The 25,068-nt window shown below is 65.7% G+C and carries 14 protein-coding genes and 1 pseudogene; 7 read left to right on the top strand and 8 right to left on the bottom strand.

Annotated features, from left to right (window positions below):
• Window positions 1-50 precede the first annotated feature (50 nt).
• Window positions 51-977: a LysR family transcriptional regulator gene (locus BVH73_RS14965; protein ID WP_079420037.1), complete on the bottom strand. Its 927-nt coding sequence runs from the start codon at window positions 975-977 to the stop codon at window positions 51-53.
• A 144-nt stretch (window positions 978-1,121) separates the two neighbouring features.
• Here BVH73_RS14965 and xdhA point away from each other — a divergent pair, with 144 nt between their 5' ends.
• The 3 genes from xdhA to xdhC all read left to right on the top strand — a co-directional run bounded on the left by xdhA (window position 1,122) and on the right by xdhC (window position 6,184).
• Entirely contained in the window at window positions 1,122-2,714 is a 1,593-nt protein-coding gene (gene xdhA / locus BVH73_RS14960) for a xanthine dehydrogenase small subunit (protein ID WP_079420035.1), read from the top strand.
• Window positions 2,715-2,724: 10 nt separating this feature from the next.
• Window positions 2,725-5,148 carry a xanthine dehydrogenase molybdopterin binding subunit gene (gene xdhB / locus BVH73_RS14955; protein WP_079420033.1) on the top strand — a complete coding sequence of 808 codons (2,424 nt, stop codon included), beginning with the start codon at window positions 2,725-2,727 and terminating at the stop codon, window positions 5,146-5,148.
• A gap of 187 nt (window positions 5,149-5,335) precedes the next feature.
• Complete coding sequence (gene xdhC / locus BVH73_RS14950; RefSeq protein ID WP_079420030.1) at window positions 5,336-6,184, top strand: xanthine dehydrogenase accessory protein XdhC; 849 nt, start codon at window positions 5,336-5,338, stop codon at window positions 6,182-6,184.
• A gap of 23 nt (window positions 6,185-6,207) precedes the next feature.
• Here xdhC and ilvD read toward each other — a convergent pair whose 3' ends face one another.
• On the bottom strand, window positions 6,208-8,049 hold the full coding sequence (ilvD, locus tag BVH73_RS14945; protein ID WP_079420027.1) for a dihydroxy-acid dehydratase: 1,842 nt from the start codon (window positions 8,047-8,049) through the stop codon (window positions 6,208-6,210).
• Between the two features lie 120 nt (window positions 8,050-8,169).
• Between ilvD and BVH73_RS14940 the strand changes: the two genes are divergently transcribed.
• The 3 genes from BVH73_RS14940 to BVH73_RS14930 all read left to right on the top strand — a co-directional run bounded on the left by BVH73_RS14940 (window position 8,170) and on the right by BVH73_RS14930 (window position 9,785).
• The gene (locus BVH73_RS14940; protein WP_079420025.1) at window positions 8,170-9,069 is read left to right on the top strand and encodes a LysR family transcriptional regulator; all 900 of its coding nucleotides are present in this window, start codon (window positions 8,170-8,172) and stop codon (window positions 9,067-9,069) included.
• 117 nt (window positions 9,070-9,186) lie between these two features.
• Window positions 9,187-9,465 (top strand): type II toxin-antitoxin system Phd/YefM family antitoxin, encoded by a 279-nt coding sequence (locus BVH73_RS14935; RefSeq protein ID WP_079420023.1) that lies wholly within the window; start codon window positions 9,187-9,189, stop codon window positions 9,463-9,465.
• Window positions 9,465-9,785 carry a type II toxin-antitoxin system RelE/ParE family toxin gene (locus BVH73_RS14930; RefSeq protein WP_079420021.1) on the top strand — a complete coding sequence of 107 codons (321 nt, stop codon included), beginning with the start codon at window positions 9,465-9,467 and terminating at the stop codon, window positions 9,783-9,785. Before BVH73_RS14935 ends, BVH73_RS14930 begins: the two co-directional genes overlap by 1 nt.
• A gap of 125 nt (window positions 9,786-9,910) precedes the next feature.
• Here BVH73_RS14930 and BVH73_RS15875 read toward each other — a convergent pair whose 3' ends face one another.
• The 4 genes and pseudogenes from BVH73_RS15875 to clpS form a co-directional block, all read right to left on the bottom strand.
• Window positions 9,911-10,444 (bottom strand): hypothetical protein, encoded by a 534-nt coding sequence (locus BVH73_RS15875; protein WP_154048509.1) that lies wholly within the window; start codon window positions 10,442-10,444, stop codon window positions 9,911-9,913.
• A 35-nt stretch (window positions 10,445-10,479) separates the two neighbouring features.
• The gene (locus tag BVH73_RS14925; protein WP_218919037.1) at window positions 10,480-10,806 is read right to left on the bottom strand and encodes a DUF2845 domain-containing protein; all 327 of its coding nucleotides are present in this window, start codon (window positions 10,804-10,806) and stop codon (window positions 10,480-10,482) included.
• 247 nt (window positions 10,807-11,053) lie between these two features.
• Window positions 11,054-13,362 (bottom strand): annotated as a pseudogene (gene clpA, locus BVH73_RS14920) (ATP-dependent Clp protease ATP-binding subunit ClpA).
• A 10-nt stretch (window positions 13,363-13,372) separates the two neighbouring features.
• The gene (gene clpS, locus BVH73_RS14915) at window positions 13,373-13,699 is read right to left on the bottom strand and encodes an ATP-dependent Clp protease adapter ClpS (protein ID WP_055450246.1); all 327 of its coding nucleotides are present in this window, start codon (window positions 13,697-13,699) and stop codon (window positions 13,373-13,375) included.
• A 319-nt stretch (window positions 13,700-14,018) separates the two neighbouring features.
• On the opposite strand from clpS, the gene BVH73_RS14910 reads away from it, so the two are divergent.
• Window positions 14,019-17,423, top strand: coding sequence for an EAL domain-containing protein (locus BVH73_RS14910; protein ID WP_079420018.1), 3,405 nt, complete (start codon window positions 14,019-14,021; stop codon window positions 17,421-17,423).
• 38 nt (window positions 17,424-17,461) lie between these two features.
• On the opposite strand, the gene icd is transcribed toward BVH73_RS14910, so the two are convergent.
• Together icd and uvrA are read right to left on the bottom strand one after the other, a co-directional pair.
• Window positions 17,462-18,712, bottom strand: a complete 1,251-nt coding sequence (gene icd / locus BVH73_RS14905) for an NADP-dependent isocitrate dehydrogenase (RefSeq protein ID WP_079420015.1) — start codon at window positions 18,710-18,712, stop codon at window positions 17,462-17,464.
• Window positions 18,713-19,036: 324 nt separating this feature from the next.
• Window positions 19,037-24,982 (bottom strand): excinuclease ABC subunit UvrA, encoded by a 5,946-nt coding sequence (gene uvrA / locus BVH73_RS14900; RefSeq protein WP_079420013.1) that lies wholly within the window; start codon window positions 24,980-24,982, stop codon window positions 19,037-19,039.
• Window positions 24,983-25,068: the final 86 nt, after the last annotated feature.

Genomic DNA, 25,068 nt, shown 5'->3' with positions numbered 1-25,068 from the left:
TGGCGAAGTCGATGCCCCGCGCCAGGTCGGACACGGGATTCAAGAACGGTTCAGCCGTGCGCCTGCGTCGCAGCCTCCCGGACGTGCGCACGCAGCCAGCGGTGCGCCGCGTCGAGATGCACGCGGGCATGCCACAGCAGGTAGTAGGTCAGCGGGGGGAACGGCACCGGACAAGGCAGGATGCGCACGGCCATGCCCGATTCCACATAGCGTTGACAGAACCGGCGCCCCGTCGTCAGCACCAGCAGGCTGCGCGCCACCAGGCCCGGAATCAGGTTGAAAAAGGCGCAGTGCACCGTGACGTTGCGCTGCAGCCCCAGATGATGCAGGTGCTGGTCGATCACCCCCTCGCCCACGGCGCGCAGCGGTGACGGCGCCACATGCTCGGCCTGCAGATACTGATCCAGATCCAGACCGCGACGCAGCGCGGGGTGGCTTGCTGCGACCAGGCAGACGATGTCGTCTTCGATCAGCGGCGCAAGGTGCAGATCCTGGGGCGGCTCCAGCCAGTTGCCCAAGACGGCATCGACGTCCCCGGCCGCCAGCGCGTGGCGATAGTCCAGAGTGGCCGACAGCGGCAGCACGTCGACGCCACACTGCGGTGCCTCGCGTTTGAGCGTGGCGATGAGATGTGGCAGAAAAGCCGGGTCCATGTAGTCGGCCGCCGCCAGACGGAACTGACGCGTGCTGTGCATCGCATCGAACGGCCCCGTGCCCCCGAGCAGGCGCTGCGCCTCCCGCAGAATGCAGGCACTGGGCTCGATCAGGCTTGCGCCAAACGCGGTCGGCACCATGGCATTGCCGCTGCGCACCAGCAGTTCATCGCCGGTGATGGCGCGCAGGCGGCGCAGCGCCCCGCTCACGGCGGGCTGGGTCGAGCCCAGGCGCATGGCGGCTCGGGAAACGTTCGATTCGGTCAGCACGGTATGCAGGATCCGGATGAGGTGCAGGTCGATGGAGTCCAGCGCATTGTTCATGGTGCAGCCCCTTGCGGCATCAGCCGTCTCGCATGTTTTGTATACAGTTCAGCATATGTCAATCGCGCCGGATCGTGGCCCAATACTTGCAGCATCTCGCGCCCGCCCCTTTTCTTTCCACCGCCTGATGGCCCGCAACCCGTCATGAACGCCCAACCCATCCGCTTCGTCCATCGCGGCCAGATCACCGAAGTCAGCGGTCTGCCCGTCACCACCACCGTGCTGCAATGGCTGCGCGAGCATGCGCACCATTGCGGCACCAAGGAAGGCTGCGCCGAAGGCGACTGCGGCGCCTGCACCGTGGTCGTGGCGGAGCTGGCCGATGACGGCCTTCAAGACCGTGCGGCAATCACCGTGGGCGCGTTGCAGCTGCGCCCGGTCAACGCCTGCATCCGCTACCTGCCCACCCTGCACGGCAAGGCGCTGCTGACCGTCGAAGACCTGCAAGGCCTCGCCCCCGGTCGCGCGCTGCACCCCGTGCAGCAGGCCCTGGTCGACTGCCATGGCTCGCAATGTGGCTTCTGCACCCCCGGCTTCGCCATGTCGCTTTACGCAAGCTACGAGCGCCACCAGGGCGCGGGCACCCGGCCCACGCGCCAGCAGCTTGCCGACGACCTGTCGGGCAACCTCTGCCGCTGCACCGGCTACCGACCCATTCTCGATGCGGGCCAGGCCATGTTCGAGGCCCCAGCGGCCCGGCTCGATCCCGAGCCCATCGTCGCACTGCTGCGCCAGATCGCCGAGCGCACGCCCGAGCCTTTTGTCCACGCCGCGCCCAACCCCGCCTACCCCGACGCGCAGGGTCAACCGCGCATCGACCATTTCATCGCGCCACGCACCCTTGCGGAATTTGCCTCAGTCCGGGTTGAACGGCCAGAGGCAAGACTTCTTGCCGGCGCCACCGACATCGGCCTGTGGACCCACAAACAGTTCCGCGACGTGGGCGATCTGCTCTACCTGGGCGACGTGCGCGAGCTGCATGCCGTGGAGCGCGACGGTGCCCTGCTTCGCATCGGCGCGGCCGTGCCGCTGGAAGATGCCTGGGCCGCGCTGGTCCACCACTGGCCCGAACTGCGCGAGATGGCGCTGCGCTTCGCCGGCCCGCCCGTGCGCCATGCCGGCACCCTCGGCGGCAATGTGGCCAACGGCTCGCCCATCGGCGACGGCGCGCCCGTGCTGCTTGCGCTCGATGCGGTGCTCGAATTGCAGAAGGGCGACGCGGTGCGTCGACTGCCGTTGGCCGAGTTCTATCTCGACTACATGAAGAACGCCCTGCAGCCCGGCGAATTCCTGCGCGCCATCGACGTGCCGCTGCCCGCGGCGGACGTGCCCCAGGCGCAGGCGCTGCGGCTGCGAGCCTACAAACTCTCCAAGCGCTACGACTGCGACATCTCGGCGGTGAGCTGCGGCCTGGCCCTGCGGCTGGACGCGCAAGGCCACGTCAGTCACGCGCGTCTGGCGTTTGGCGGCATGGCGGCGGTGGTCAAGCGTGCCGCGCAGGCCGAGGCCGCCCTGTTGGGGCAGCCCTGGAGCGAGGCCAGCGTGCGCGCGGCCATGCGGGCGCTCGACACCGACTTCCAGCCCTTGACCGATCTGCGCGCCAGCAGCGCCCACCGGCAGCGCGTGGCGCGCAATCTGCTGTGGCGATTCTGGCTGGAAACCCGTCTCGATGCGCCCCTGCCTGCCAGCGTGACCAGCGTCTGGTCAGGCCAGATTCCCGCGCTGCATGCCGTTTGAAGAGCGCCTCATGAACAAACCTTTCGATCCCCTGCCGACGGCCCCCGCGACGGGTCCAGAAATCGCCGACTTTGCGCGATCAGGCGCCCATCCCTGGCCCGAGGCCGAATGGCCCGCGCTGCGCCAGGGTGCCCGCGTGGGCGTCAGCCCGCCGCACGAATCGGCGCACCTGCACGTCAGCGGGCAGGCCGCCTACACCGATGACGCCCCCGAGCTGCACGGCACGCTGCACGCGGCGCTGGGACTTTCGCACCTGGCCCATGGCAAGCTGCTGGGCCTCGACCTCGCGCGACTGCGCGCACAGCCGGGCGTGGTCGCCGTCCTGACGGCGGCCGATATTCCCGCAGTGAACGACTGCGGCCCCGTGGTGCACGACGACCCCATTCTGGCCACCGACCTCCTGCGTTTCGTCGGCCAGCCGGTCTTCGTCGTCGTGGCCACCACGCAAACCCTCGCGCGCCGCGCGGCGGCCCTGGCCCGCGAGGTCATCCGCGCCGAAGCCCTGCCCGCGCTGCTCACCGCCCGCGAAGCCCATGCCCAGGGCCAGTATGTGCTGCCCCCCATGCACCTCACGCGCGAGACGGCGCCCGGCGAACTCGAACGGGCGATGGGCTCGGCCCCGCATCGCCTGCAGGGCAGCCTGAGCGTGGGCGGACAGGAGCAGTTCTACCTCGAAGGCCAGGTGGCCTATGCCATGCCCTCCGAGAATGCGGGCATGCGCGTGCTCTGCTCCACCCAGCACCCCAGCGAGATGCAGCATGTCGTGGCCCACATGCTGGGGTGGATGCTGCACCAGGTGCAGGTGGAATGCAGGCGCATGGGTGGCGGCTTCGGCGGCAAGGAATCGCAGTCGGCGCAGTTCGCCTGCTGCGCGGCGCTGGCCGCCCATCTGCTGCAGCGGCCGGTGAAGCTGCGGCTCGACCGCGACGACGACTTCCTAATCACCGGCCGGCGCCACGGCTTCGAGTACGACTACGCCGTGGGCTTCGATGATGAGGGCCGCATCCTCGCCTACGACGTCACGCTCATCGCCAATGCCGGGCATTCCGCCGACCTCTCCGGCGCGGTGCTCACCCGGGCCATCTGCCACGTGGACAACGCCTACTGGCTGCCCAATGTCGCCATCCACGGATTCGTGGCCAAGACCAACACCCAGAGCAACACCGCCTTCCGCGGCTTCGGCGGGCCGCAAGGCGCCCTCGTCACCGAGTTCGTGCTCGACTCCATCGCCCGAAAATTGGGGCATGACGCCCTTCAGGTGCGCCGCGCCAACTTCTACGGCATCGGCCAGAACCACCACACGCCCTACGGCCAGGGCGTGACCGACAACGTCATCACCCCGTTGGTGGACCAGCTCGCGCACAGCGCCGACCACGCCGCGCGCCGCGCCGCCATCGCCCGCTTCAACGCCCACAGCCCGGTGCTCAAAAAGGGGCTGGCGCTCACCCCGGTCAAGTTCGGCATCTCGTTCAATGTCGTGCACCTGAACCAGGCGGGCGCGCTCGTCCACATCTACACCGATGGCAGCGTGCTGGTGAACCACGGCGGCACCGAAATGGGGCAAGGGCTGAACACCAAGGTGGCGCAAGTCGTCGCCGAGGAACTGGGGCTCGATTTCGCCGCCGTGCGCTGCACCGCCACCGACACCCACAAAGTGGCCAACACCTCGGCCACCGCCGCCTCCACCGGGGCCGACCTCAACGGCATGGCCGCGCTCGATGCCGCCCGCACCCTGCGCCAGCGCCTGGCCGCCTTCGCCGCCGAACGGCACGGCGGCCGCGCCGAGTTGGTGCGTTTCAGCGGCGGCATGGTGCACACCGGCGACGCCGCCCTGCCCTTCGCCACCCTGGTGCAACAGGCCTATCTCGCCCGGGTGCAGTTGTGGAGCGACGGCTTCTACACCACGCCCGACCTGCACTGGAATGCCGAGACGCTCACCGGCCACCCGTTCTACTACTTCGCCTACGGCGCCGCGGCCAGCGAAGTGCTGGTCGACACCCTCACCGGCGAGTGGCGCCTGCTTCGCGCCGACCTGCTGCACGACGCCGGCAAGTCGCTCAATCCGGCCCTCGACATCGGACAGGTCGAAGGCGCCTTCATTCAGGGCATGGGCTGGCTCACCCTGGAAGAACTGGTGTGGCACCCGAAAACCGGGCTTCTGCTCACCCATGCCCCCAGCACCTACAAGATTCCCACCGCCAACGACTGCCCGGCGGAGCTGCACACCGCGCTGTTCGACAACCCCAACGCCCAGCCCACGGTGCATCGCTCCAAGGCCGTGGGCGAGCCGCCGCTGCTGTTGCCGTTTTCGGTGCTGCTCGCGATTCGGGACGCCATTTCGGCCGTGGGCGAACATCGCATCGACCCGCCACTGCGCGCCCCGGCCACGCCCGAAGCCATACTCGACGCCATCGACGCGGTACGCGCTCAATAGATCTGGCACATTGAAGTATGAAACTCCCCTTTCCCCGCCCCAACCCTCCCCACATGCGGGGAGGGAGCAAAACGGCCCCTCTCCCGCCTGCGGGGGAGGTTGGAAGGGGGATGGCATGGAGAAAGGCCGTGGCATGGCCTTGCCCATGACTCGACCCTCTCTCTCCCCTGATCCATCTTCTTGAGCCATGAAACGCGAACCCGCACCGCTCACCCTGCACGAAGGCGAACCCGCGCAGGCGCCCTGGGTGCGCGTCACCTTGAGCCGCGTGCGCGGCTCGGCGCCCCGCGAACAGGGCGCCAGCATGCTGGTCGGCACCACGCAAACCCGCGGCAGCATCGGCGGCGGACATCTGGAATACAAGGCCATCGCCACCGCGCGGCAACTGCGTGCGCGCTGGGCCAATGGGGAGGCCGCCGAGCCGCATTTTGAGAATCACGCTCTCGGCCCCGCGCTCGGGCAATGCTGCGGCGGTCACGTCGAGCTTCGCTTTGATCCCGCCGCCAGCGGCGCGCTCCCGGTTCCCGAACCGCTGTTCCATCTGCAGCTCTTCGGCGCGGGCCATGTCGGCCGGGCGCTGGTGCGCGCCCTGCGCCCCCTGCCCTGCACCCTCGACTGGATCGATGAACGCGAGCAGGAGTTCCCGCCCGACGCCCTCGCCGCCGACGCTGGTGCCTCATGGCCCTCCACCCTGCGCGTCCTGGCGGTGGACGCCCCGGAAGCCGAAATCGCCACGGCGCCGCCCGGCGCCTTCTATCTGGTCATGACCCACAGCCACGACCTTGACTTCCGACTCGGCGAAACCATCCTGCGGAGAAGCGACCTCGCCTGGTTCGGCCTCATCGGCTCGGCCACCAAGCGCGCCCGCTTTGTGCGCCGCTGGCGCGAACGCGGCGTTTCCGACGCGGCGCTGAAGCGGCTGGTCTGCCCGGTGGGCATCCCCGGCATTCCCGGCAAGGCGCCCGAAGTGATCGCCGCTTCGGTGGCGGCGCAGTTGCTTCAAATCGCCGGACAGAGCGGCGGACCGGGAGGCTGAGCAGACGCCAGCCTGACCCCTCGTCAGTCTTCCAGCAGATCGACGTTGCGCACCGCGCCCTTGTCGGCGCTGGTCACCAGCTTGGCATAGGCCTTGAGCGCCTGGCTCACTTTGCGGGGGCGCGGAGCGGCGGGCTTCCAGCCGCGGGCGTCCTGCTCGGCGCGGCGGCGGGCCAGTTCGTCGTCGCTCACGTCCACGCGCACCACGCGGTTCGGAATGTCGATGACGATGCGGTCGCCCGTCTGCACCAGACCGATGGCGCCGCCCTCGGCCGCTTCGGGCGACACATGGCCGAGCGACAGCCCCGCCGTTCCGCCCGAAAAGCGGCCATCCGTGATGAGCGCACAGGCCTTGCCCAGGCCCTTGGACTTCAGATAGCTCGTGGGGTAGAGCATTTCCTGCATGCCGGGGCCGCCGCGCGGGCCCTCGTAGCGGATGACGACCACGTCGCCCGGCTTGATCTGGTCGCCCAGAATGGCTTCAACGGCCGCGTCCTGGCTTTCCAGCACCACGGCGGGGCCGGAGAAAGTGAGAATGCTCTTGTCCACTCCGGCCGTCTTGACGATGCAGCCGCGCTCGGCCAGATTGCCAAACAGAATCGCCAGGCCGCCGTCAGCGCTGTAGGCGTGTTCGAGATTGCGGATGCAGCCCGCCGCGCGGTCGACGTCCAGCGTGTCGTAGCGGCAGCTCTGCGAAAACGCCTTCGTGCTGCGCACGCCGGCCGGGCCCGCACGGTAGAACGTCTGCACGTCATCGGCGGGCTGGCGCGCCACGTCCCAGGTGTCGAGCGCGGCGGCCAGCGTGGGCGCATGCACCGTCGGCACGCTGGTATCGAGCAGCTTGGCGCGGTCGAGCTCGCCCAGAATGGCCGCCACGCCGCCGGCGCGGTGCACGTCTTCGAGGTGGTAGTGACTCGACGGCGCCACCTTGCACAGCGTGGGTACCTTGCGCGACAGGCGGTCGATGTCGCCCATGCCGAAATCGACGCCGCCTTCCTGCGCCGCCGCCAGCAGGTGCAGCACCGTGTTGGTCGAACCGCCCATGGCGATGTCCAGCGACATCGCGTTCTCGAACGCCGCCTTGCAGGCGATACGGCGCGGCAGCACGCTTTCGTCGTTGCCCTCGTAGTAACGGCGGGCCAGATCGACGATGGTGCGCCCGGCGCGGCGGAACAGTTGCTCGCGGTCGGCATGCGTGGCCACCAGCGAGCCATTGCCCGGCAGCGACAGGCCCAGCGCTTCGGTGAGACAGTTCATCGAGTTGGCGGTAAACATGCCCGAGCACGAGCCGCAGGTCGGGCAGGCCGAGCGTTCGATGGCCTGCACATCGTCATCCGACACCTTGTCGTCGGCGGCGGCCACCATGGCGTCGATCAGGTCGAGCGAGATCACCTTGCCGGCCAGCTGCGTCTTGCCGGCCTCCATCGGCCCGCCCGACACGAAGATCACCGGAATGTTCAGCCGCAGCGCGGCCATCAGCATGCCCGGCGTGATCTTGTCGCAATTGGAAATGCACACCAGCGCATCGGCCGTGTGCGCGTTGCACATGTACTCCACGCTGTCGGCGATGATGTCGCGCGAAGGCAGGCTGTAGAGCATGCCGTCGTGGCCCATGGCGATGCCGTCGTCCACCGCGATGGTGTTGAACTCCTTGCCCACGCCGCCGGCGCGCTCGATTTCCTCGATGACGAGCTGCCCCAGATTCTGCAGGTGCACATGGCCGGGCACGAACTGCGTGAACGAATTGGCCACCGCGATGATGGGCTTGCCGAAGTCGCCATCCTGCATGCCGGTGGCGCGCCACAGCGCGCGGGCCCCGGCCATATTGCGGCCGGCAGTGCTGGTACGGGAACGGTAGGCGGGCATGGGACGTTTCTCCTGCGTGGAATGATGGGTTGCGGCCCCGCATTGTCCGAACCCTCGGCTATATTGAACAATACATTTTTGAGGGAGGCGCCATACGCCTGACGTATCGCCAAACGAAACATGGAACTGCGGCAACTCCGGTACTTCATCGCCATTGCGGAACAAGGCAGCTTCTCGCGCGCGGCCGAGCGCCTGCACATCTCGCAACCGCCGCTCTCCACCCAGATCAAGGCGCTCGAAGACGAAATCGGCGCCCGGCTGCTTGAGCGCAGCAACCGCGGAGTGGCGCTTACCGCCGCAGGCGCGGCGTTCTTTGAGGACATCCGCTCCGTCCTCGCCCAGCTCGAACACGCCGTCGAGCGCGTGCGCCAGAGCGAGCGCGGCGAGGCCGGCACCCTGTCCATCGGCTTCGTCTCCATCGCCGACTTCGGCATCCTGCCGCCCACCCTCAAGAGCTTTCGTGCGCGGTATCCGCAGGTGGACGTGCAGCTGCACGAACTCACCACCGACGCCCAGATCCGCGAGCTTCGCGCCGCCGAACTCGACCTGAGCATCGGCCTGGCCCCCGTGGACGAGCCCGGACTGACCTTCACCCACCTGCTCCACGAGCCGTTGGTGCTCGCCGCCCCGACGGCGCACCCCGTGCTGAAAGGCAGCGGCGCCGTCGATCTCCACGCTCTCGCCAAAGAGCCCTTCATCGTGCCGCCTCGCAGCATCGGCCCCGGGCTGTACGACCTCACCCTCAGCCTGTGTCAGGCCGCCGGATTCGCTCCCCGCATCACCCAACACGCCCGGCAGATGCAGACCGTCATCGGCCTGGTTTCCTGCGGCATGGGCGTGGCCCTCGTGCCGTCTTCACTGCGCCACCTCAAGCGCCCCGGCGTGCAGTACCGCCCCCTGCTCGGCCAACCCGCCACCATCGAGCTCGGCATTCTTCAACCGGCCCAGACGCCCAATCCGCTGAGGGACAACTTCATCCAAGCGCTCCGAGAGGCGGCGCAGCGGCTTGAGCAGACATAAGCCGGTCGCGTGACCGAGTCAACCCGCTCCTTCACCTTGAAGCTTGGCTAGTCCGAGAGTATTGACCAAGACCGAATTCGGCTCTAAATTCAGTCCCACTGAACCTTGGAGGCCGTCATGCCATCCGTCAACCACATCAAGTCCATTTCCTATCTGAAAAGCCACGCAGCACAGATTTCGGAAGATCTTGAAATGAATGGCAATCCTTATGTCATCACCCAAAATGGCGAAGCCAGCATGGTGATCGAGAACATCAAGCAATTCCAGGAAAAGGAAAGCCTCATCGCCGCCCTGAAAATCATCGCCCTCGGCGAAAAAGACCGGCAAGAAGGGAAAGGGCTGTCAGTCGAAGCCTCGCGCGCCCAATTGAAAGCTGCCCGCCTAAGCCGCAAATAATGACCATCATCGTCCTCCCCGATGCGCAGCAAGACCTGCTTGCACTTCAGGACTACATGCTCGACCAATGGGGCGAATCAGCGTGGGAGCAGGCTGAAAATGAAATTTTCGAGCAACTGCGCAGGGTTGAAAGCGGCATTCTGGATGGCACGCCCATTCCAGAACTCGCTGCGATTGGATTGACGAATTATCGGAACATCCTCACATCCCACCATAAACTGCTGTACCAGAGGCTGGATGGAACGATCTATCTCTACCTTGCCGCAAGCCACCGGCAGTATTATCCAACACTTCTGATGAATCGCTTGCTTCGCAGGTGAAAAGGTGTCGCACTCAGAAATCATTGGCTCTCAGGTAGTACGAAGCCAAACCTGACCCCATTTGAGCCTGATTTACTCCACTGCCCCATACGCCATTAAATTCGGCTCGCCGGAGGACGCTAATTTCAGGGTTGATCCGTCGATGCGACGCATGAGAACCGAACCATAGCCGTGGATGGGATGCCGTGATGTACGAAGCCACCAAACATCCCCGCAGACCTCGATGATTCCGCCGCAGCTGCACCCGCAGCTGATCCAAATGGACCACGGTAGGCGCTTGCGGCGGCTGCCGCAGCATGGGAATTGTCAAAGCCATTAACTGCGGCCACGGACCCCGAAACGCCGGTTGTTGACGATTGCCCCAGAACATGAACAAGAAGGCCTTTATCCCGGCAAAAGGCATCGGCCTTACGCAGCGCGTCAACTTGAAGATTTGGCGCAGCGTCACGCCAGGCCTTTCCACTCGCCGCGATCTCGTAGACGCCTGGATCTACTTGTGCAACCTGCGAAACAGACTCACAGCCAACGAGACTAAACGTCAACAATGCGACAGTGGATATAACACAAATAAAGCGCAGACTAAATATTGACTTGTGCATTATATATCCATTAATTTTTTGAACGCATCCATAATAATAATAAAGAAGAAAAATATCCAAAGATGAGATGCTGAAAAGTCGTAAAACCTCGGTTTTCAGGCAGATTTTTGATCGAAATTGGTCACAACACCATCATCGAGCGTGACGCGAAGGGAATATCGGTTCTTCCCAGTTTTGTTGTACTTCCAGACTTCGCGCTTCTTGGTTTTTAGAGACTTATGGCCAATACCTGCAGGAGAACCGAGCGAATCTTTAAGCTGATCGGCAGTTTGTCCGACCCAGAATCTTTTTTTCAGAATATTTTCTGCGACGGTAGAGTCACCATGTTTTGCAATGAGCTGGGCCAGCCGCCTTGTCCGCAAATATGATTTTGTGACAAACCAAGCGATGATTAGCGAAATCAGGACGGCGGCAACTGACATGATGTCCTCGCAATTGAAGTGTCTTGTTTCAGTAACTGGGCTAGTAAGTTTCAAGCACGCCCACAGCCACTAGCATTTCATAATTAGAAAAACTGGCTTTAGATGTGGCTATCTTGCAATCTTTTGCTCAGTATGTACTAACTCTATCAATCATCCCCCTTCACTTCATGTCAAATAAGAAACATCCGCATCAAAAAGTAAAACGCCCCGATAACGGGGCGTTTTACTAAACCGATGCTTGCGAACGTCAGGCTGCGGCGTCCTCGGCTTCTTTTTTCTTCGGTCGCGGCTCGGGCGGGGTGATGTCGAGTTTGATCTTGTCTTTCTCGGCGGCCTCGTCGATATCCACCGATACCCGCCCGCCATCGACCAGGCGGCCGAACAGCAGTTCGTCGGCCAGAGCGCGGCGCAGGGTGTCTTGAATGAGGCGCTGCATGGGGCGGGCACCCATGAGGGGGTCGAAACCGGCCTTGGCCAGATGTTGCGCAGGGCGTCGGAGAAGGTGATGTCCACCTTCTTTTCGGCGAGCTGGGCTTCGAGCTGGAGCAGGAATTTGTCGACCACGCGCAGGATGATGGTTTCGTCCAGCGGCTTGAAGCTGATGGTCGCGTCGAGCCGGTTGCGGAACTCGGGGGTGAACAGCCGCTTGATGTCGGCCATCTCATCGCCCTGCTCGCGCTTGGTGGTGAAGCCGATGGTGGATTTCTGCATGGCTTCCGCGCCGGCATTCGTGGTCATGATGAGAATGATGTTGCGGAAGTCGGCCTTGCGCCCGTTGTTGTCGGTGAGGGTGCCGTTGTCCATGACCTGCAGCAGCACGTTGAACACGTCGGGGTGGGCTTTCTCGATCTCGTCGAGCAGCAGCACGGCATGCGGCTTCTTGGTCACGGCCTCGGTGAGCAGGCCGCCCTGGTCGAAGCCCACATAGCCGGGCGGCGCACCGATGAGGCGCGAGACGGTGTGGCGCTCCATGTATTCCGACATGTCGAAGCGGATGAGTTCGACGCCCAGGGTGAACGCCAATTGCTTGGCCACTTCGGTCTTGCCGACGCCCGTGGGGCCGCTGAACAGGAAGGCGCCGATGGGTTTGTCGGGCTTGCCCAGGCCGGAGCGGGCCATCTTGATGGCGGCGGCCAGCGCGTCGATGGCGGCTTCTTGCCCGAACACGACGTTCTTGAGGTCGCGGTCGAGGTTCTTGAGCTTGGAGCGGTCGTCGGTGGTGACGCTGTGCACCGGCACCCGGGCGATCTTGGAGATGATCTCCTCGATCTCGATCTTGCCGATGGTTTTTTTCTGCTTGCTCTTGGGCAGAATGCGCTGCGCCGCGCCAGCTTCGTCGATGACGTCGATGGCTTTGTCGGGCAGGTGGCGGTCGTTGATGTATTTGGCCGAGAGTTCGGCCGCGGCCGACAGCGCCCCGGGCGAATACTTCACGCCGTGATGCTCTTCAAAGCGCGACTTGAGGCCGCGCAGAATTTCGACGGTCTGCTGCACGCTGGGCTCGACCACGTCGATTTTCTGGAAGCGGCGCGACAGCGCAGCGTCTTTCTCGAAAATGCCGCGATACTCGGTGAAGGTCGTGGCACCGATGCAGCGCAACTGACCCGAAGACAGCGCGGGCTTGAGCAGATTGCTGGCGTCGAGCGTGCCCCCCGAGGCCGAACCGGCGCCGATGAGGGTGTGGATCTCGTCGATGAACAGCACGGCGTGCGGCTTTTCTTTCAGCTGCTTGAGCACCGCCTTGAGGCGCTGCTCGAAATCGCCGCGATACTTGGTGCCAGCCAGCAGCGCGCCCATGTCGAGCGAATAGACCACGGCATCTTCGAGAATGGCCGGCACCTGACCTTCGGTGATGCGCCAGGCCAGGCCCTCGGCAATGGCGGTCTTGCCCACGCCGGCTTCGCCCACCAGCAGCGGGTTGTTTTTGCGGCGGCGGCACAGCACCTGAATGACGCGCTCGACTTCATGCTCGCGCCCGATGAGCGGATCGATCTTGCCCTGCTGCGCCAGCGCGTTGAGGTTGAGCGTGAACTGATCGAGCGGCGACTCCTTGCCCTCTTTCTCGTCCCCGGCGTCTTCACTCGCGGCCGAGGCCGACTTGGCCGGCTCGACCGGCTCGGACTTGCGGATGCCGTGCGAGAGGAAGTTCACCACATCGAGCCGGGTCACGCCCTGCTGGTGCAGGTAATAGACAGCGTGGGAGTCCTTCTCGCTGAAGATGGCCACCAGCACATTGGCGCCCGTCACCTCTTTCTTGCCGTTGGAGGTGGACTGCACGTGCATGATGGCGCGCTGGATCACCCGCTGGAAACCCAGCGTGGGCTGGGTGTCCACATCGTCCGAACCTGGCACGATGGGGGTGTTTTCCTTGATGAACGCGGTCAGGCTCTTGCGCAGATCGTCCAGATTGGCCGAACACGCGCGCAGCACCTCGGCGGCGGAGGGATTGTCGAGCAGGGCCAGAAGCAGATGCTCGACGGTAATGAATTCGTGGCGCTGTTGGCGCGCCTCGACAAAAGCCATGTGCAGGCTGACTTCCAGTTCTTGCGCAATCATCACGAGCCTCCTAGATGGCTTCCATCACACACTGCAAAGGGTGACCGGCCTGACGGGCCGCTCCGATCACCTGTTCCACTTTGGTGGCCGCGATGTCGCGGGTGTAAACCCCGCATACGCCGCGACCGTCCTGATGCACTTTTAACATGATTTGAGTCGCCGTTTCGCGGTCTTTATTGAAATAGTGCTGAATCACGACAACCACGAATTCCATCGGCGTGAAGTTGTCGTTGAGCAGGATGACCTGATACATCGCCGGCGGCTTGAGCCGCAGCGTCTGACGCTCCACAACGACGGCGCCGCCGTCTGCGGGATGGGGGGATTGGGGTGCTGCCATAGTGCAATCGATTGTAGGGAGCGGTGCACATCACCGTAGGGCTCCGGTTGATTTCCTCCCCAGACTTGCAGGGGTGTTTTGACGATACGGCCTCCGGGTGAGCGCGCCTCCTCCAACTGCGGTGCAATTGCCAGGAATCAAGGGCCCGGCGGAAGTTCGGCCGACGCTGCCGCGTCCGCAGTGACGGCTGAGGCGCGCGACATGGCGATGTCCCATCGAGGTGCGCCGATGCGACCTCCTGTATCCTTTTCGCATCCCGCCCTGGAGCGGGTCTCGGAAGCTCTGGCCATTCCAGAGCGCTGCAGGGATTCCCCGCGACATGCCCGAATCTGCTGATTTGCCGCAACAACGCGCCGCGCGCCCGCATCGGCTGCTGGGGCGGCTGAGTACGTGGAACGCCCTGGTCCTGACGCTGGTGTTGCTGGTGCTGCTGATCGCGACATTGGAGTGGCGTGAATACCGGCGCGCGCAGGACGATCTTCAGCTTCGCGCGCACACGGCGGCCACGCTCTACGCCGGACGGCTGGCCAGCCGTCTCGATGCGCAGTTTGCCGCGCTGCGGTTTCTGGCCAGCACGCTGCGCGAAAACGTTGCAGAAGCCCCGCCCGAGCCGAATCCGCAGATTTCGCAGACCCTGAGGGAATTCCTGCGCCTGAGTCCGGGCTTGCTGTCGGTGGCCGTGCTTTCACCCACCGGCAGTGCGGTCATCGATTCTTCCGGAGCGATACCCAAATCCGCGGCCTTGACCGCCGCGGATTTCACCCCGCTCTGGGGCCAGGCGAATGCGGCGCTGGGCATCGCCAGCCAGGGCGCCTCCGATACCGTGAGTCTGCGATACCGGGAGACCGATGCCGCGGACCGGCCGATCTTTCTGCTCAGCGCCCAATACCGGACCGCCGCCCTGCTGGGCTCGACCAACGACTTCTCGCCGCCGTGGACCCTGAGCACGGTCAATCCGCGCGATGACCGAAGCCTCGGCTACTGGAAGGCGGGAGACGTGTTCCTGGACGGCCCAAAAGGCACAGGGCAAAGCCAAAAAATGGCGCAGGAAGAGGTGCGCGGCTACCCACTGCGGGTGATTGCCGCGCTGCCCCCGGGCTATGTCACGACAAGCTGGATGAACGCCAGCCTCAAGCGCTGGGGCATCGAGGCGCTGTTGCTCATCAGCATCGCGGCTCTGCTCTTGCTGGTTCGGCGCAACCGACGACAGAACGAGCAGCAGCGTCGCAACATGCTGGCGGCCGCGGAACGTGATCCGCTCACCGGATTGTTCAATCGCGAGGGTTTTGAGGCCCAGGCTGTGGCCCTGAGCGAGAACCTGCCGCCATCGCGGCAGTTGGCTGTCATCGTGCTCGATCTCTACCGGTTTTCCGAAATCAACACCCGCTGGGGACGCGTCACGGGCGACAGCGTGCTGCTGCAGATGGCCGAGCGCCTGCGCAAGCTGCCGGAGGTCAAGGTTCTCGCGCGCGTCGGCGCGGATGCCTTTGCCCTGATCTATCACGACATTGCGCTGGAAAACGTGCAGGCCCGCATGGAAACGGTGATCCGCTCGGTGACGTCTCCCTTCCTCTTGCAGCAGGACTTCAGACGCAAGATCACGGCCTCGGTGGGCTGCGCCCTGTTCCCGGAGGACACCGCGCAGCCCGAGGCGCTTCTCGGTCTGGCCGAGGCCGCGCTGTTCACCCGCACCGAGCGCGAAAACACCGTCCGCGTCACCGAGATCGACGCCTACGGGCCCAGCAGTGCGGTGCTGCTCGCCTGGGCCGAGCGCTTTCTGGCCCGCCGCGCCGCGTCGATGGCCGAGACTTTCTACAAGCAGATCGCGCTCGACCCGCAGAACGCCCATATTCTCGGCTTGCTCAACCCGGAAGAATTCGCCTTGCTCAAGGGCCGCCAGGCGCACTATCTGCGCCAGTTCACCAGCCCATCGCTGACCGCGGAGACCCACCGCAAGCGCGCCTTGCATCTTGGCGAGGTCCATGCCCTGGTCGGGGTGTCCACCCGGGCCCTGATCAGTGCCAACAGCGCGCACTATCGCTCGCTCGTCGATCTGTCCAAACGCATTCCGGGCCGACTGAGCCAGCAGCAGTTCCTCAACCGGGTGCTCTACCTGCGCCTGGAGAACGATCTCTCCCTTCAAGCCGAGGCGGCGCTTGCACTGCAACTGCGCCTGCAGAAGCAGGTGCGCGAACTGTCGCAGACCCTGCACGCCACACGGCAGTGGACGGACGTGATGGATCGCATTCTCGAGCACCTCGAGAAGTGGCCCTTCATCGCCGGGTGCGCCATCTACTCGCAGAATGTCGCAGGCGAATTCGTGATCGAGGCGCAGAGCACCGGCCATGGCGACCTGAGCGCAAGCTGGCTGTCCTCAACGCCCGAGGCCGACCCCTTGCCCGCGGCAAACATCCTCGAAGCCGCCTGGCTGAACAACGATGTGGCGAGCCTGCCCACGCTGCGCAACGCCGGCCTGGCACGTAGCGCGGCCGCGGTGCCCTTACTCGATGCGCAGTCGCATGCCCACGCTCTGCTTGTCCTTTATGGAAGGCTGCCCAATCAGTTCGAGACGCCCTGGATGCGCGACTTGCTCGGCAGCGTGCGCGGCGTCTTCACCGAATCGCTGCAACGCCTGCGCACCGAGCCTTCGCAGCATCTGAGCGCAGACGAGCGCGCACAGTGGCGCGCACGGCTGTTTTCCGGCGGACTGCAGATGTATATGCAGCCCATCATCAACCTCAAGCATGGCCGTTGCACGAAAGTCGAAGCGCTCGCGCGCCTGCAGCTCGAAGATGGCCGCATCATCGGTCCCGGCGCCTTCCTGCCCGCGCTCAGCGAGCAGGAGCTCAATCGCCTGTTCATCGAAGGTTTGCAGCAGGCCATCGCCGCGCTGGCGAAATGGGATGCGATGGGCTTCGAGCTGGACCTCTCGTTCAACCTTCCGCCCAGCAGCCTGCGCCATCCTGATTGCGTGCGCTGGATTCGCGCGGCCCTCGCGCCCTACACGCTGGCGCCCCAGCGTCTGACCTTCGAGCTGCTGGAAAACGAAGAGATCGGCGACATCACGCGCTACACCGAAGCGATCTTCGATCTGCATGCGCTGGGTGTGCGGCTCGCGATGGACGATCTGGGCTCGGGCTACAGCAGCCTGCTGCGTTTGCGCAATCTGCCCTTCGATCTGATCAAGATCGATCAGGGCCTGCTGTACGAGGCGGACAAGGCGCCGCACCGCACCATCTCGCTGGTGGGATCTCTCATCAAAATGGCGCACAGCATGGATCTGCAAATCGCCATGGAAGGCCTGCAGAACGCCGATCTCGTCGAAACGGCGCGTCTCCTGGGCACCGATCTGGCGCAGGGCTATGCCCTGGCGCAGCCGATGCCGGCTGCTGACATCCCGGGCTGGATCGCCCGTTTCCTGCGCCTGCCCGACCAGGAGGCGCCGAGAACCGTGATGGGCGTGATGGCCACGCACTGGCTTTGGGAGCAAGGCGTGCAGGACCGGTTTTCACCCGATCCCGCAAACGCCCATCTGCAATGCAGCCTCGGGCAGTTTCTCGCCCGCCGTGGGCTCGCCAATTCGGAAGCCGCAGCCCTCCACCGCCAGATGCACCAGACGGCCCAGAAGCAGGGCACCGGGAACATGGCCTACCAGCAGGTGCGCAACCGGTTCTACGAACTGTTCACCGCCGAAGCATTGCAGAACGTCGCGCCCCCCGCCTGAGCCCGGAAGGCGAGTGGGCTTTCAGAGCGGCCTTTCACTCACATGTGGTCGATCATCACCTGCCCGAAGCCGGAGCAGCTCACCTGCGTGGCGCCGGGCAGCAGACGGGCGAAGTCGTAGGTCACCTGTTTGGACAGGATGGATTTTTCCATGCTGGCGATGATGCGGTCGGCCGCCTCCACCCAGCCCATGTGACGCAGCATCATTTCGGCGGAGAGAATTTCCGAGCCGGGGTTCACATAGTCTTTCCCGGCGTACTTCGGCGCGGTGCCGTGGGTGGCCTCGAACATCGCCACACTGTCCGACAGGTTGGCACCGGGCGCAATGCCGATGCCGCCCACCTGGGCCGCCAGCGCGTCGGAGACATAGTCGCCGTTGAGGTTGAGCGTGGCGATCACGTCGTATTCGTCGGGCCGCAGCAGAATCTGCTGCAGGAAGGCGTCGGCGATCATGTCCTTGACCACGATGTCTCGGCCGGTGCGCGGGTTCTTGAACGTCATCCATGGGCCGCCATCGAGCAACTGGGCGCCGAACTCCTTGGCCGCCAGGGCATAACCCCAGTCGCGGAAGGCGCCCTCGGTGAACTTCATGATGTTGCCCTTGTGCACCAGCGTGACTGACTTGCGGTCATTGTCGATGGCGTACTGCATGGCCTTGCGCACCAGGCGCTCGGTGCCCTCGCGCGACACCGGCTTGATGCCGATGCCCGAGGTCTGGGGAAAGCGGATCTTCTTCACGCCCATTTCGTTGATGAGGAAATGGATGACCTTCTTCGCACCTTCCGATTCGGCGGCCCATTCGATGCCGGCGTAGATGTCTTCGGAGTTCTCGCGGAAGATGACCATATCGGTCTTCTCCGGCTGTTTCAGCGGCGAGGGCACGCCCTGGAAATAACGCACCGGGCGCAGGCAGACGTAGAGGTCGAGTTCCTGCCGCAGCGCCACGTTGAGCGAGCGAATGCCGCCGCCCACCGGCGTGGTCAGCGGGCCCTTGATGGAGACGACATAGTCGCGCAGGATCTGCAGGGTGATCTCGGGGAGCCACACGTCGGGGCCGTACACCCGGGTCGCCTTCTCGCCGGCGAAAATTTCCATCCAGGCGATCTTGCGCTTGCCGCCATAGGCCTTCTCAACCGCCGCGTCCACCACCTTGATCATCACCGGGGTGATGTCGAAACCCGTACCGTCACCCTCGATGTAGGGAATGATGGGATGGTCGGGAACGTTGAGCGAAAAGTCCGGGTTGACCGTGATCTTTTCGCCGGCAGGCACGCGGATGTGTTGATCCATGAGGGGTCTCCTTCGGTAGTAACCCGAGCATTCTATGCCCCAAGCGGGCTGAATAGGTAAGGTCTTGTATATGACATAAGAGTTGTCTTTGTGCGCATCAACGTTGTCTTGTTGATTGATCAGGCAGGTAGAAGGCAGGGACTGCGCGCCCCACCCTGACCCTCCCCACAACTGGGGAGGGGGAAACCACTCCTCCCCCTCGCTGTGGGCGAGGCTGGAAGGGGCATCCATCCGAAGGAAGCGCGTAGCGCCGTTCTCTCCTCCCCCACGCGTGGGGGAGGCTGGGAGGGGGAGTCCCTTGCGCCCGCTCAATGCCGGGTCGGGTCAACCGGCAGACTGGGAACGCGTCGCCCGGTGGTCTGCCCAGGCCGTGCGCAGCGCCTGTGCCGTGTGGCCCGGCGCATCGGCTTCGAGGAAGGCCGGTGTCGCCCCCTGCATCACCAGGCGGCCGCCACCCTTGCCTCCTTCGGGGCCGAGGTCGATCAGCCAATCGGCATTGGCCATCATGTCGAGATCATGCTCGATCACGACCACGGTATGACCACTGTCGGTCAGGCGGTGCAGCACCCGGATGAGTTTCTCGGTATCGGTCTTGTGCAGACCGACGGTTGGCTCGTCGAGCACGTACACCGTCGGCCGGGTTCCGGCGGTGGCCAGCTCGGTGACCAGCTTGATGCGCTGCGCCTCGCCGCCCGACAGGAAGGGGCTGGGCTGGCCGAGTTGCAAGTACCCCAGCCCCACGTCCTGCAGCAGTTGCAGGGCGTGATGGATTTTGCGGTGCGCCGCGAAAAACTCGACGGCTTCGTCCACCTCCATCTGCAGCACCTCGCCGGCGTTGCGGCCGCGCAGCCGCACGGCGAGCGTTTCGGGGTTGAAGCGCAGGCCGTTGCAATCGGTGCAAGGCACGGTGACGTCGGGCAGGAAATTCATCGCCACCTTCACCGCGCCCTGCCCCTCGCAGGTCGGGCAGCGGCCCGGGCCGGTGTTGAAGGAGAAGCGGCTGGCGGTATAGCCGCGGATGCGGGCTTCCTCGGTGTCGGCGAACAACTGACGGATGGCGTCCCAGATGCCCAGATAGGTCGCCGCGCAGGAACGGGGCGTCTTGCCGATCGGGGCCTGATCGACTTCGAGCACGCGCTCCAGGCCTTCCCAACCGCTCAGCTCGCCCGCGCCTTCGAGTTCGCCCGCGTCTCCCGCGAGCCGCTGGCGCAGCGCGGGCACGAGCACTTCGCGGGCCAGCGTGGATTTGCCCGAACCCGACACGCCCGTGACCACGGTGAGCCGGCCTCGCGGAAACTGCGCGCTCAAGCCCTGCAGATTGTGCAGATGCGCGCTGCGAAGATGCAAGGCGGGCTGGTCGGCCTGGGTGATCGGACGAGGCTGCAAGGGCCAGGGCATGGGATCGCGCAGGCTGCGCGCGGTGGCCGTGTCGGCATGGGCCATGACCTCCGCCAGCGCGCCACTGGCCACGACCTGACCGCCGCGCCGTCCCGCTCCCGGACCGATGTCGATGAGGTGATCGGCCCGGCGCATGGTGTCTTCATCGTGCTCCACCACCACCAGGGTGTTGCCCTTGGCCTTGAGCAGGGCCAGCGCGTCGAGCAGGATGCGATTGTCCCGGGGATGCAGGCCGATGGTCGGCTCGTCGAGCACATAGCACACGCCGCGCAGATTGCTGCCGAGTTGCGCCGCCAGCCGGATGCGCTGCGCCTCGCCGCCGGAGAGCGTGGGCGCGCCGCGGTCCAACCCCAGATAGCCGAGGCCCACCTGCTGCATGAAGGCCAGGCGCGCGCGGATTTCGGTCAGGGCGTCGCGGACGATCTCGGCCTCGCGCGGCGTGAGGGCCAGCGCGCCGAACCAGGCGGCCGCGGCATCGATGTCACGCGCGGCAAGCTGGGCGATCGACTGATCGCGCAGCCGAACGGCCAGACTGTCGCGGTTCAGCCGCGCGCCCTGACAGCTCGGGCAGATGCTCGGCGCGCTGGCTTGTGCCGCCGGTGCGGCTTTACGGCCCCGCCCGGCAGCGCCGCGCTGCGCGGGCTTGTCGCCGTCGGCCTCGACCCAGGCGGCTTCCTCGCCGGTCTGCTCGGCATCGAAGCCCGCGATCAGCTCCCCGGTACCGAAGCAGCTGCCGCACCACCCGGTGGGCGAGTTGTAGGAAAACTGGCGCGGATCGAGCTCCCGGAAGCTGCGCCCGCAGCCCGGGCAGGCGCGCTTGGTGGACAGCAGCAGGCTCTTCATCCCGGCAGTCGCCTGCCCCGACGCCATCGCTTCTTTCAGGCCATCCAGCGGGGCCAGCACCAGCACCACGCCTTTGCCCAGCGCCAGCGCGCGCCGCAGCAGATCGCGCAGCGCCTCCTCGTTGTCGGCCCGCACCACCACGTCGCCCACGGGGAGTTCGATGCTGTGCTCCTTGAAGCGGTCGAGACGCGGCCAGGAATCGGTCGGTACGAACTCGCCGTCCACCCGCAGATGGGTGTAGCCCATGCTTCGCGCCCACACCGCCAGATCGGTGTAGTAACCCTTGCGCTGCACCACCAGCGGCGCCAGCAGACCGATATGCTGACCGCGCCAGTCGCGCAGCAATTGCGCGGCAATGGCCTCGGGGCTCTGCGGCTCGATGGGGATGTCGCAATCGGGGCAGTATTGCGTGCCGCACTTGGCGTAGATCAGACGCAGAAAGTGGTAGGCCTCGGTGAGCGTGCCCACGGTGCTCTTGCGTCCGCCGCGACTGGTGCGCTGCTCGATGGCCACCGTGGGCGGAATGCCGACGATGGCGTCCACATCGGGCCGCGCCGCGGGCTGCACGAACTGCCGCGCATAGGCATTGATCGACTCCAGATAGCGCCGCTGGCCTTCGGTGAACAGCACGTCGAAGGCCAGGGTCGATTTGCCAGACCCGGACACGCCGGTGATCACCGTCATCTCGCCACGCGGAATATCCACATCGACCCCGCGCAGATTGTGTTCGCGCGCCTGGCGGATGGCGATGAATCCGGCCTTGCCCGCCCGCAGCGCGCTGGCAAGGTGGGGCCCGACGGGTTCGTCGGTGGCTTCGGCGCCGGCGAGGGCATACGCCGCCGCGGGCTCGGCGGCCTGGAGGAGCACAGGGGCGTTCGCCGCTTCCCCCTCCCGGCCTCCCCCACGCATGGGGGAGGTGAGAAATGCGCTCCGCACCTCATCGGCATGCCCCTCCCGGCCTCCCCCACGCATGGGGGAGGAGAACACTCCCTCCCCATTCAATGGGGAGGGTTGGGGTGGGGAGAGGTTCTGCTCCGCGCCACGCTGCGCCGCGTCCCGCGCCAGCGCCTGGCCGGTGAACGAGGCCGCGCAGGCGGCCAGTTCGTCCGGCGGACCGGCGAACACCAGCCGCCCCCCGGCGTCGCCCCCTTCGGGGCCGAGGTCGATGACCCAGTCCGACGAGGCGATGACATCGAGGTTGTGCTCGATCACCAGCACGGTGTGCCCGGCGTCCAGCAGTTTGCGCAGGGCCCGCAGCAGTTTGGCCACGTCGTCGAAATGCAGGCCGGTGGTCGGCTCGTCGAACAGGAACAGGGTGCCCTTGCGCGCCAGTCCGGCACGGGTCTTGGCGGCCTCGGCCAGAAAACCCGCGAGTTTGAGCCGCTGCGCCTCGCCGCCCGACAGCGTCGGCGTGGGCTGGCCCAGGCGCAGATAGTCCAGCCCCACATCCACCAGGGCCTGCAGCGCCCGGGTGATGTCGGACTGCCCGCGAAAGCGCTGCAGGGCCTCGGCCACGGTGAGATCGAGCACCTCGGCCATGTTCAGCGGGGCGAACCCGGCCTGCGCCGGCAGTTGCACTTCGAGCACTTCGGCACGGTAGCGCTTGCCGTCGCAGTCGGGGCAACGCAGATACACGTCCGACAGGAACTGCATCTCCACATGCTCGAAGCCCGAACCGCCGCAGGTGGGGCAACGGCCGTCGCCGCTGTTGAAGCTGAAGGTTCCCGCGGTGTAGCTGCGCTCGTGTGCGGCGGGCAAGGCGGCGAACAGGGCTCGCAGGCCGTCGAAGGCGCCGACGAAACTCACCGGATTGGACCGGGCCGTCTTGCCGACGGGCGACTGATCGACCAGGATCACATCGCCCACCTGATCGGCACCGAGCAGGCGGTCGAAGGCGCCGGGCACGGGCGCGGTCTTGCCCAGCGCGCGGGCCAGCGCCGGATACAGCACGTCGCCGATGAGGGTGGACTTGCCGCAGCCGGACACGCCGGTGAGCGCCGTCATGGCGCCCAGCGGAATCTCGACGGTCAGCGCCTTGAGGTTGTGCTCGCGCGCGCCTTCCAGAATGAGGCGCGGCGTCAGCAGGCCGCCCTGCGCGTCGCGGCGCGGGGTGCGTCGGCGCGGCAAGGACTGGCTCACCTGCAGCTCGCCGCTGAGGTAACGCCCGGTCAGCGTGCCCGATCGCTGCGCCTGATCCAGCGTGCCCTCGAAGACCAGGTTCCCGCCGCGCTCGCCCGGACCGGGACCGATCTCCAGCATCCAGTCGGCGGTGCGCATGAGCTGGGGGTCATGCTCGACGAGGAGCAGCGAATTGCCCGCCTCCTTGAGCCGATGCAGCACACCGCCCAGGCGGTCGAGATCGCGCGGGTGCAGGCCGATGGAAGGCTCGTCGAGCACGAACAGGGTCTGCGTCAGCGCCGTGCCCAGCGCGGTCGTGAGGTTGATGCGCTGCACCTCGCCGCCCGACAAAGTACGCGACTGGCGGTCGAGCGTGAGATAGCCCAGGCCGACATCACGCAGATAGCGCAGGCGCGAACGGATGTTGTCGAGCAGGATGCTGCTGGCCGCCTGCGCCATTTCAGGCAGCACGAGATCGGCGAACAGCCGCTGCAGGCGCTCGATCGGCAGCGAGTTGACGTCGTGCAGATTCAGACCCGGCAGGCCGGTCAGCGCGGCGTCGCTCCACGACGCCCCCATCGGGCGGAACCTGACATAGCCGCCGTCGCCTTTGAACGCCGCTTCGGCCTGCTCCCGCGAGCCGATGCGCCACAGCAGCGCTTCGGTCTTGAGCCTCGCGCCCTGACAGGTGGGACAGGCGGTGTAGCTCCGGTACTTGGAGAGCAGCACGCGCACATGCATCTTGTAGGCGCGGCTCTCCAGCCAGTCGAAATAGCGCCGCACCCCGTAAAACTGTTTCTGCCAGTTGCCGCGCCAGTTGGAGTCGCCCTCGATGACCCAGGTGCGCTCGCGTTCGCTGAGCTCGGCCCAGGGCACGTCGAGCCTGACCTCGGCCTGCGCGGCGTAACGCTCCAGATCGGTCTGGCATTCGGCAAAGCTCTGCGTCAGCCAGGGCTTGACCGCCCCCGCCCGCAGCGTCTTGCGGGCATCGGGAATCACCAGATCGAGATCGACGCCGATCACCCGGCCAAAGCCGCGGCAGGTCTCGCAGGCCCCGACGGGCGAATTGAAGCTGAACAGGCCGGGACTGGCGTCGCGGTAATGGATATCGCAATCGGGACAGTGCAGATCCGACGAATATCGCCACACCGCCCCCTTCCCGCCGCCTTCGGGCGATAGATCGTGCACTTCCATGCGGCCCTGACCGAGCCGCAGGGCCGACTCGACGGCCTCGCTGAGCCGCGCGGGCTCTTCGGCCGGCAGACGCAATCGGTCCTGCACCACGTCGAGCACCCTGCCCTGCGGTGTCTCGCGCTCGCCCAGCAGGCGGGTGTAGCCCTGCGCGGCGAGTTGCTGGGTGATGTGCTCCACGCTCATGCCCTGCGGCACCGCCACCGCGAACACGACGGCGGCGCGCAGCCCTTGGGGCAGCCCCCGGGCGCGCCGCTGCACGTCGTCGACGATGCTCTGCGCCGAATCCCGCCGCACCACCGCGCCGCAACCCCGGCAGTGCAGCGTGGCCGCGCGGGCGAACAGCAGCTTGAGATGGTCGGCCAATTCCGTCATCGTGCCCACGGTGGAGCGGGAGGTGCGCACCGGATTGGTCTGATCGATGGCGATCGCCGGCGGAATGCCTTCGATGCGATCGACCTGCGGACGGTCCATGCGATCGAGAAACTGCCGCGCATACGGCGAGAACGTCTCGACATAGCGCCGCTGGCCCTCGGCATACACCGTGTCGAACACCAGCGAGCTCTTGCCCGATCCCGAAACGCCGGTGACGACGACGATGCGTCCCAAAGGAATGTCCAGGTCGAGATTCTTGAGATTGTTCTGCCTCGCGCCGTGGATGCGGATCGCGTCGCCGCTCTCGGTGGATGTCGACGAAGGGCTGGGGAAATGTGCAGTCATCCGGCCACTATACCGGCTGAACTTGATCGCTGCCGCCGCCCGGCATTTGCACCCATCGCTACGGCCATGCCGTGCACAAATCGTCC

The sequence above is a fragment of the Thiomonas intermedia genome, assembly GCF_002028405.1.
Taxonomy (GTDB): domain Bacteria; phylum Pseudomonadota; class Gammaproteobacteria; order Burkholderiales; family Burkholderiaceae_C; genus Thiomonas; species Thiomonas intermedia.
Note: the sequence above shows the minus strand (reverse complement) of the source record. Positions and strands in the feature narration are given on the sequence as shown.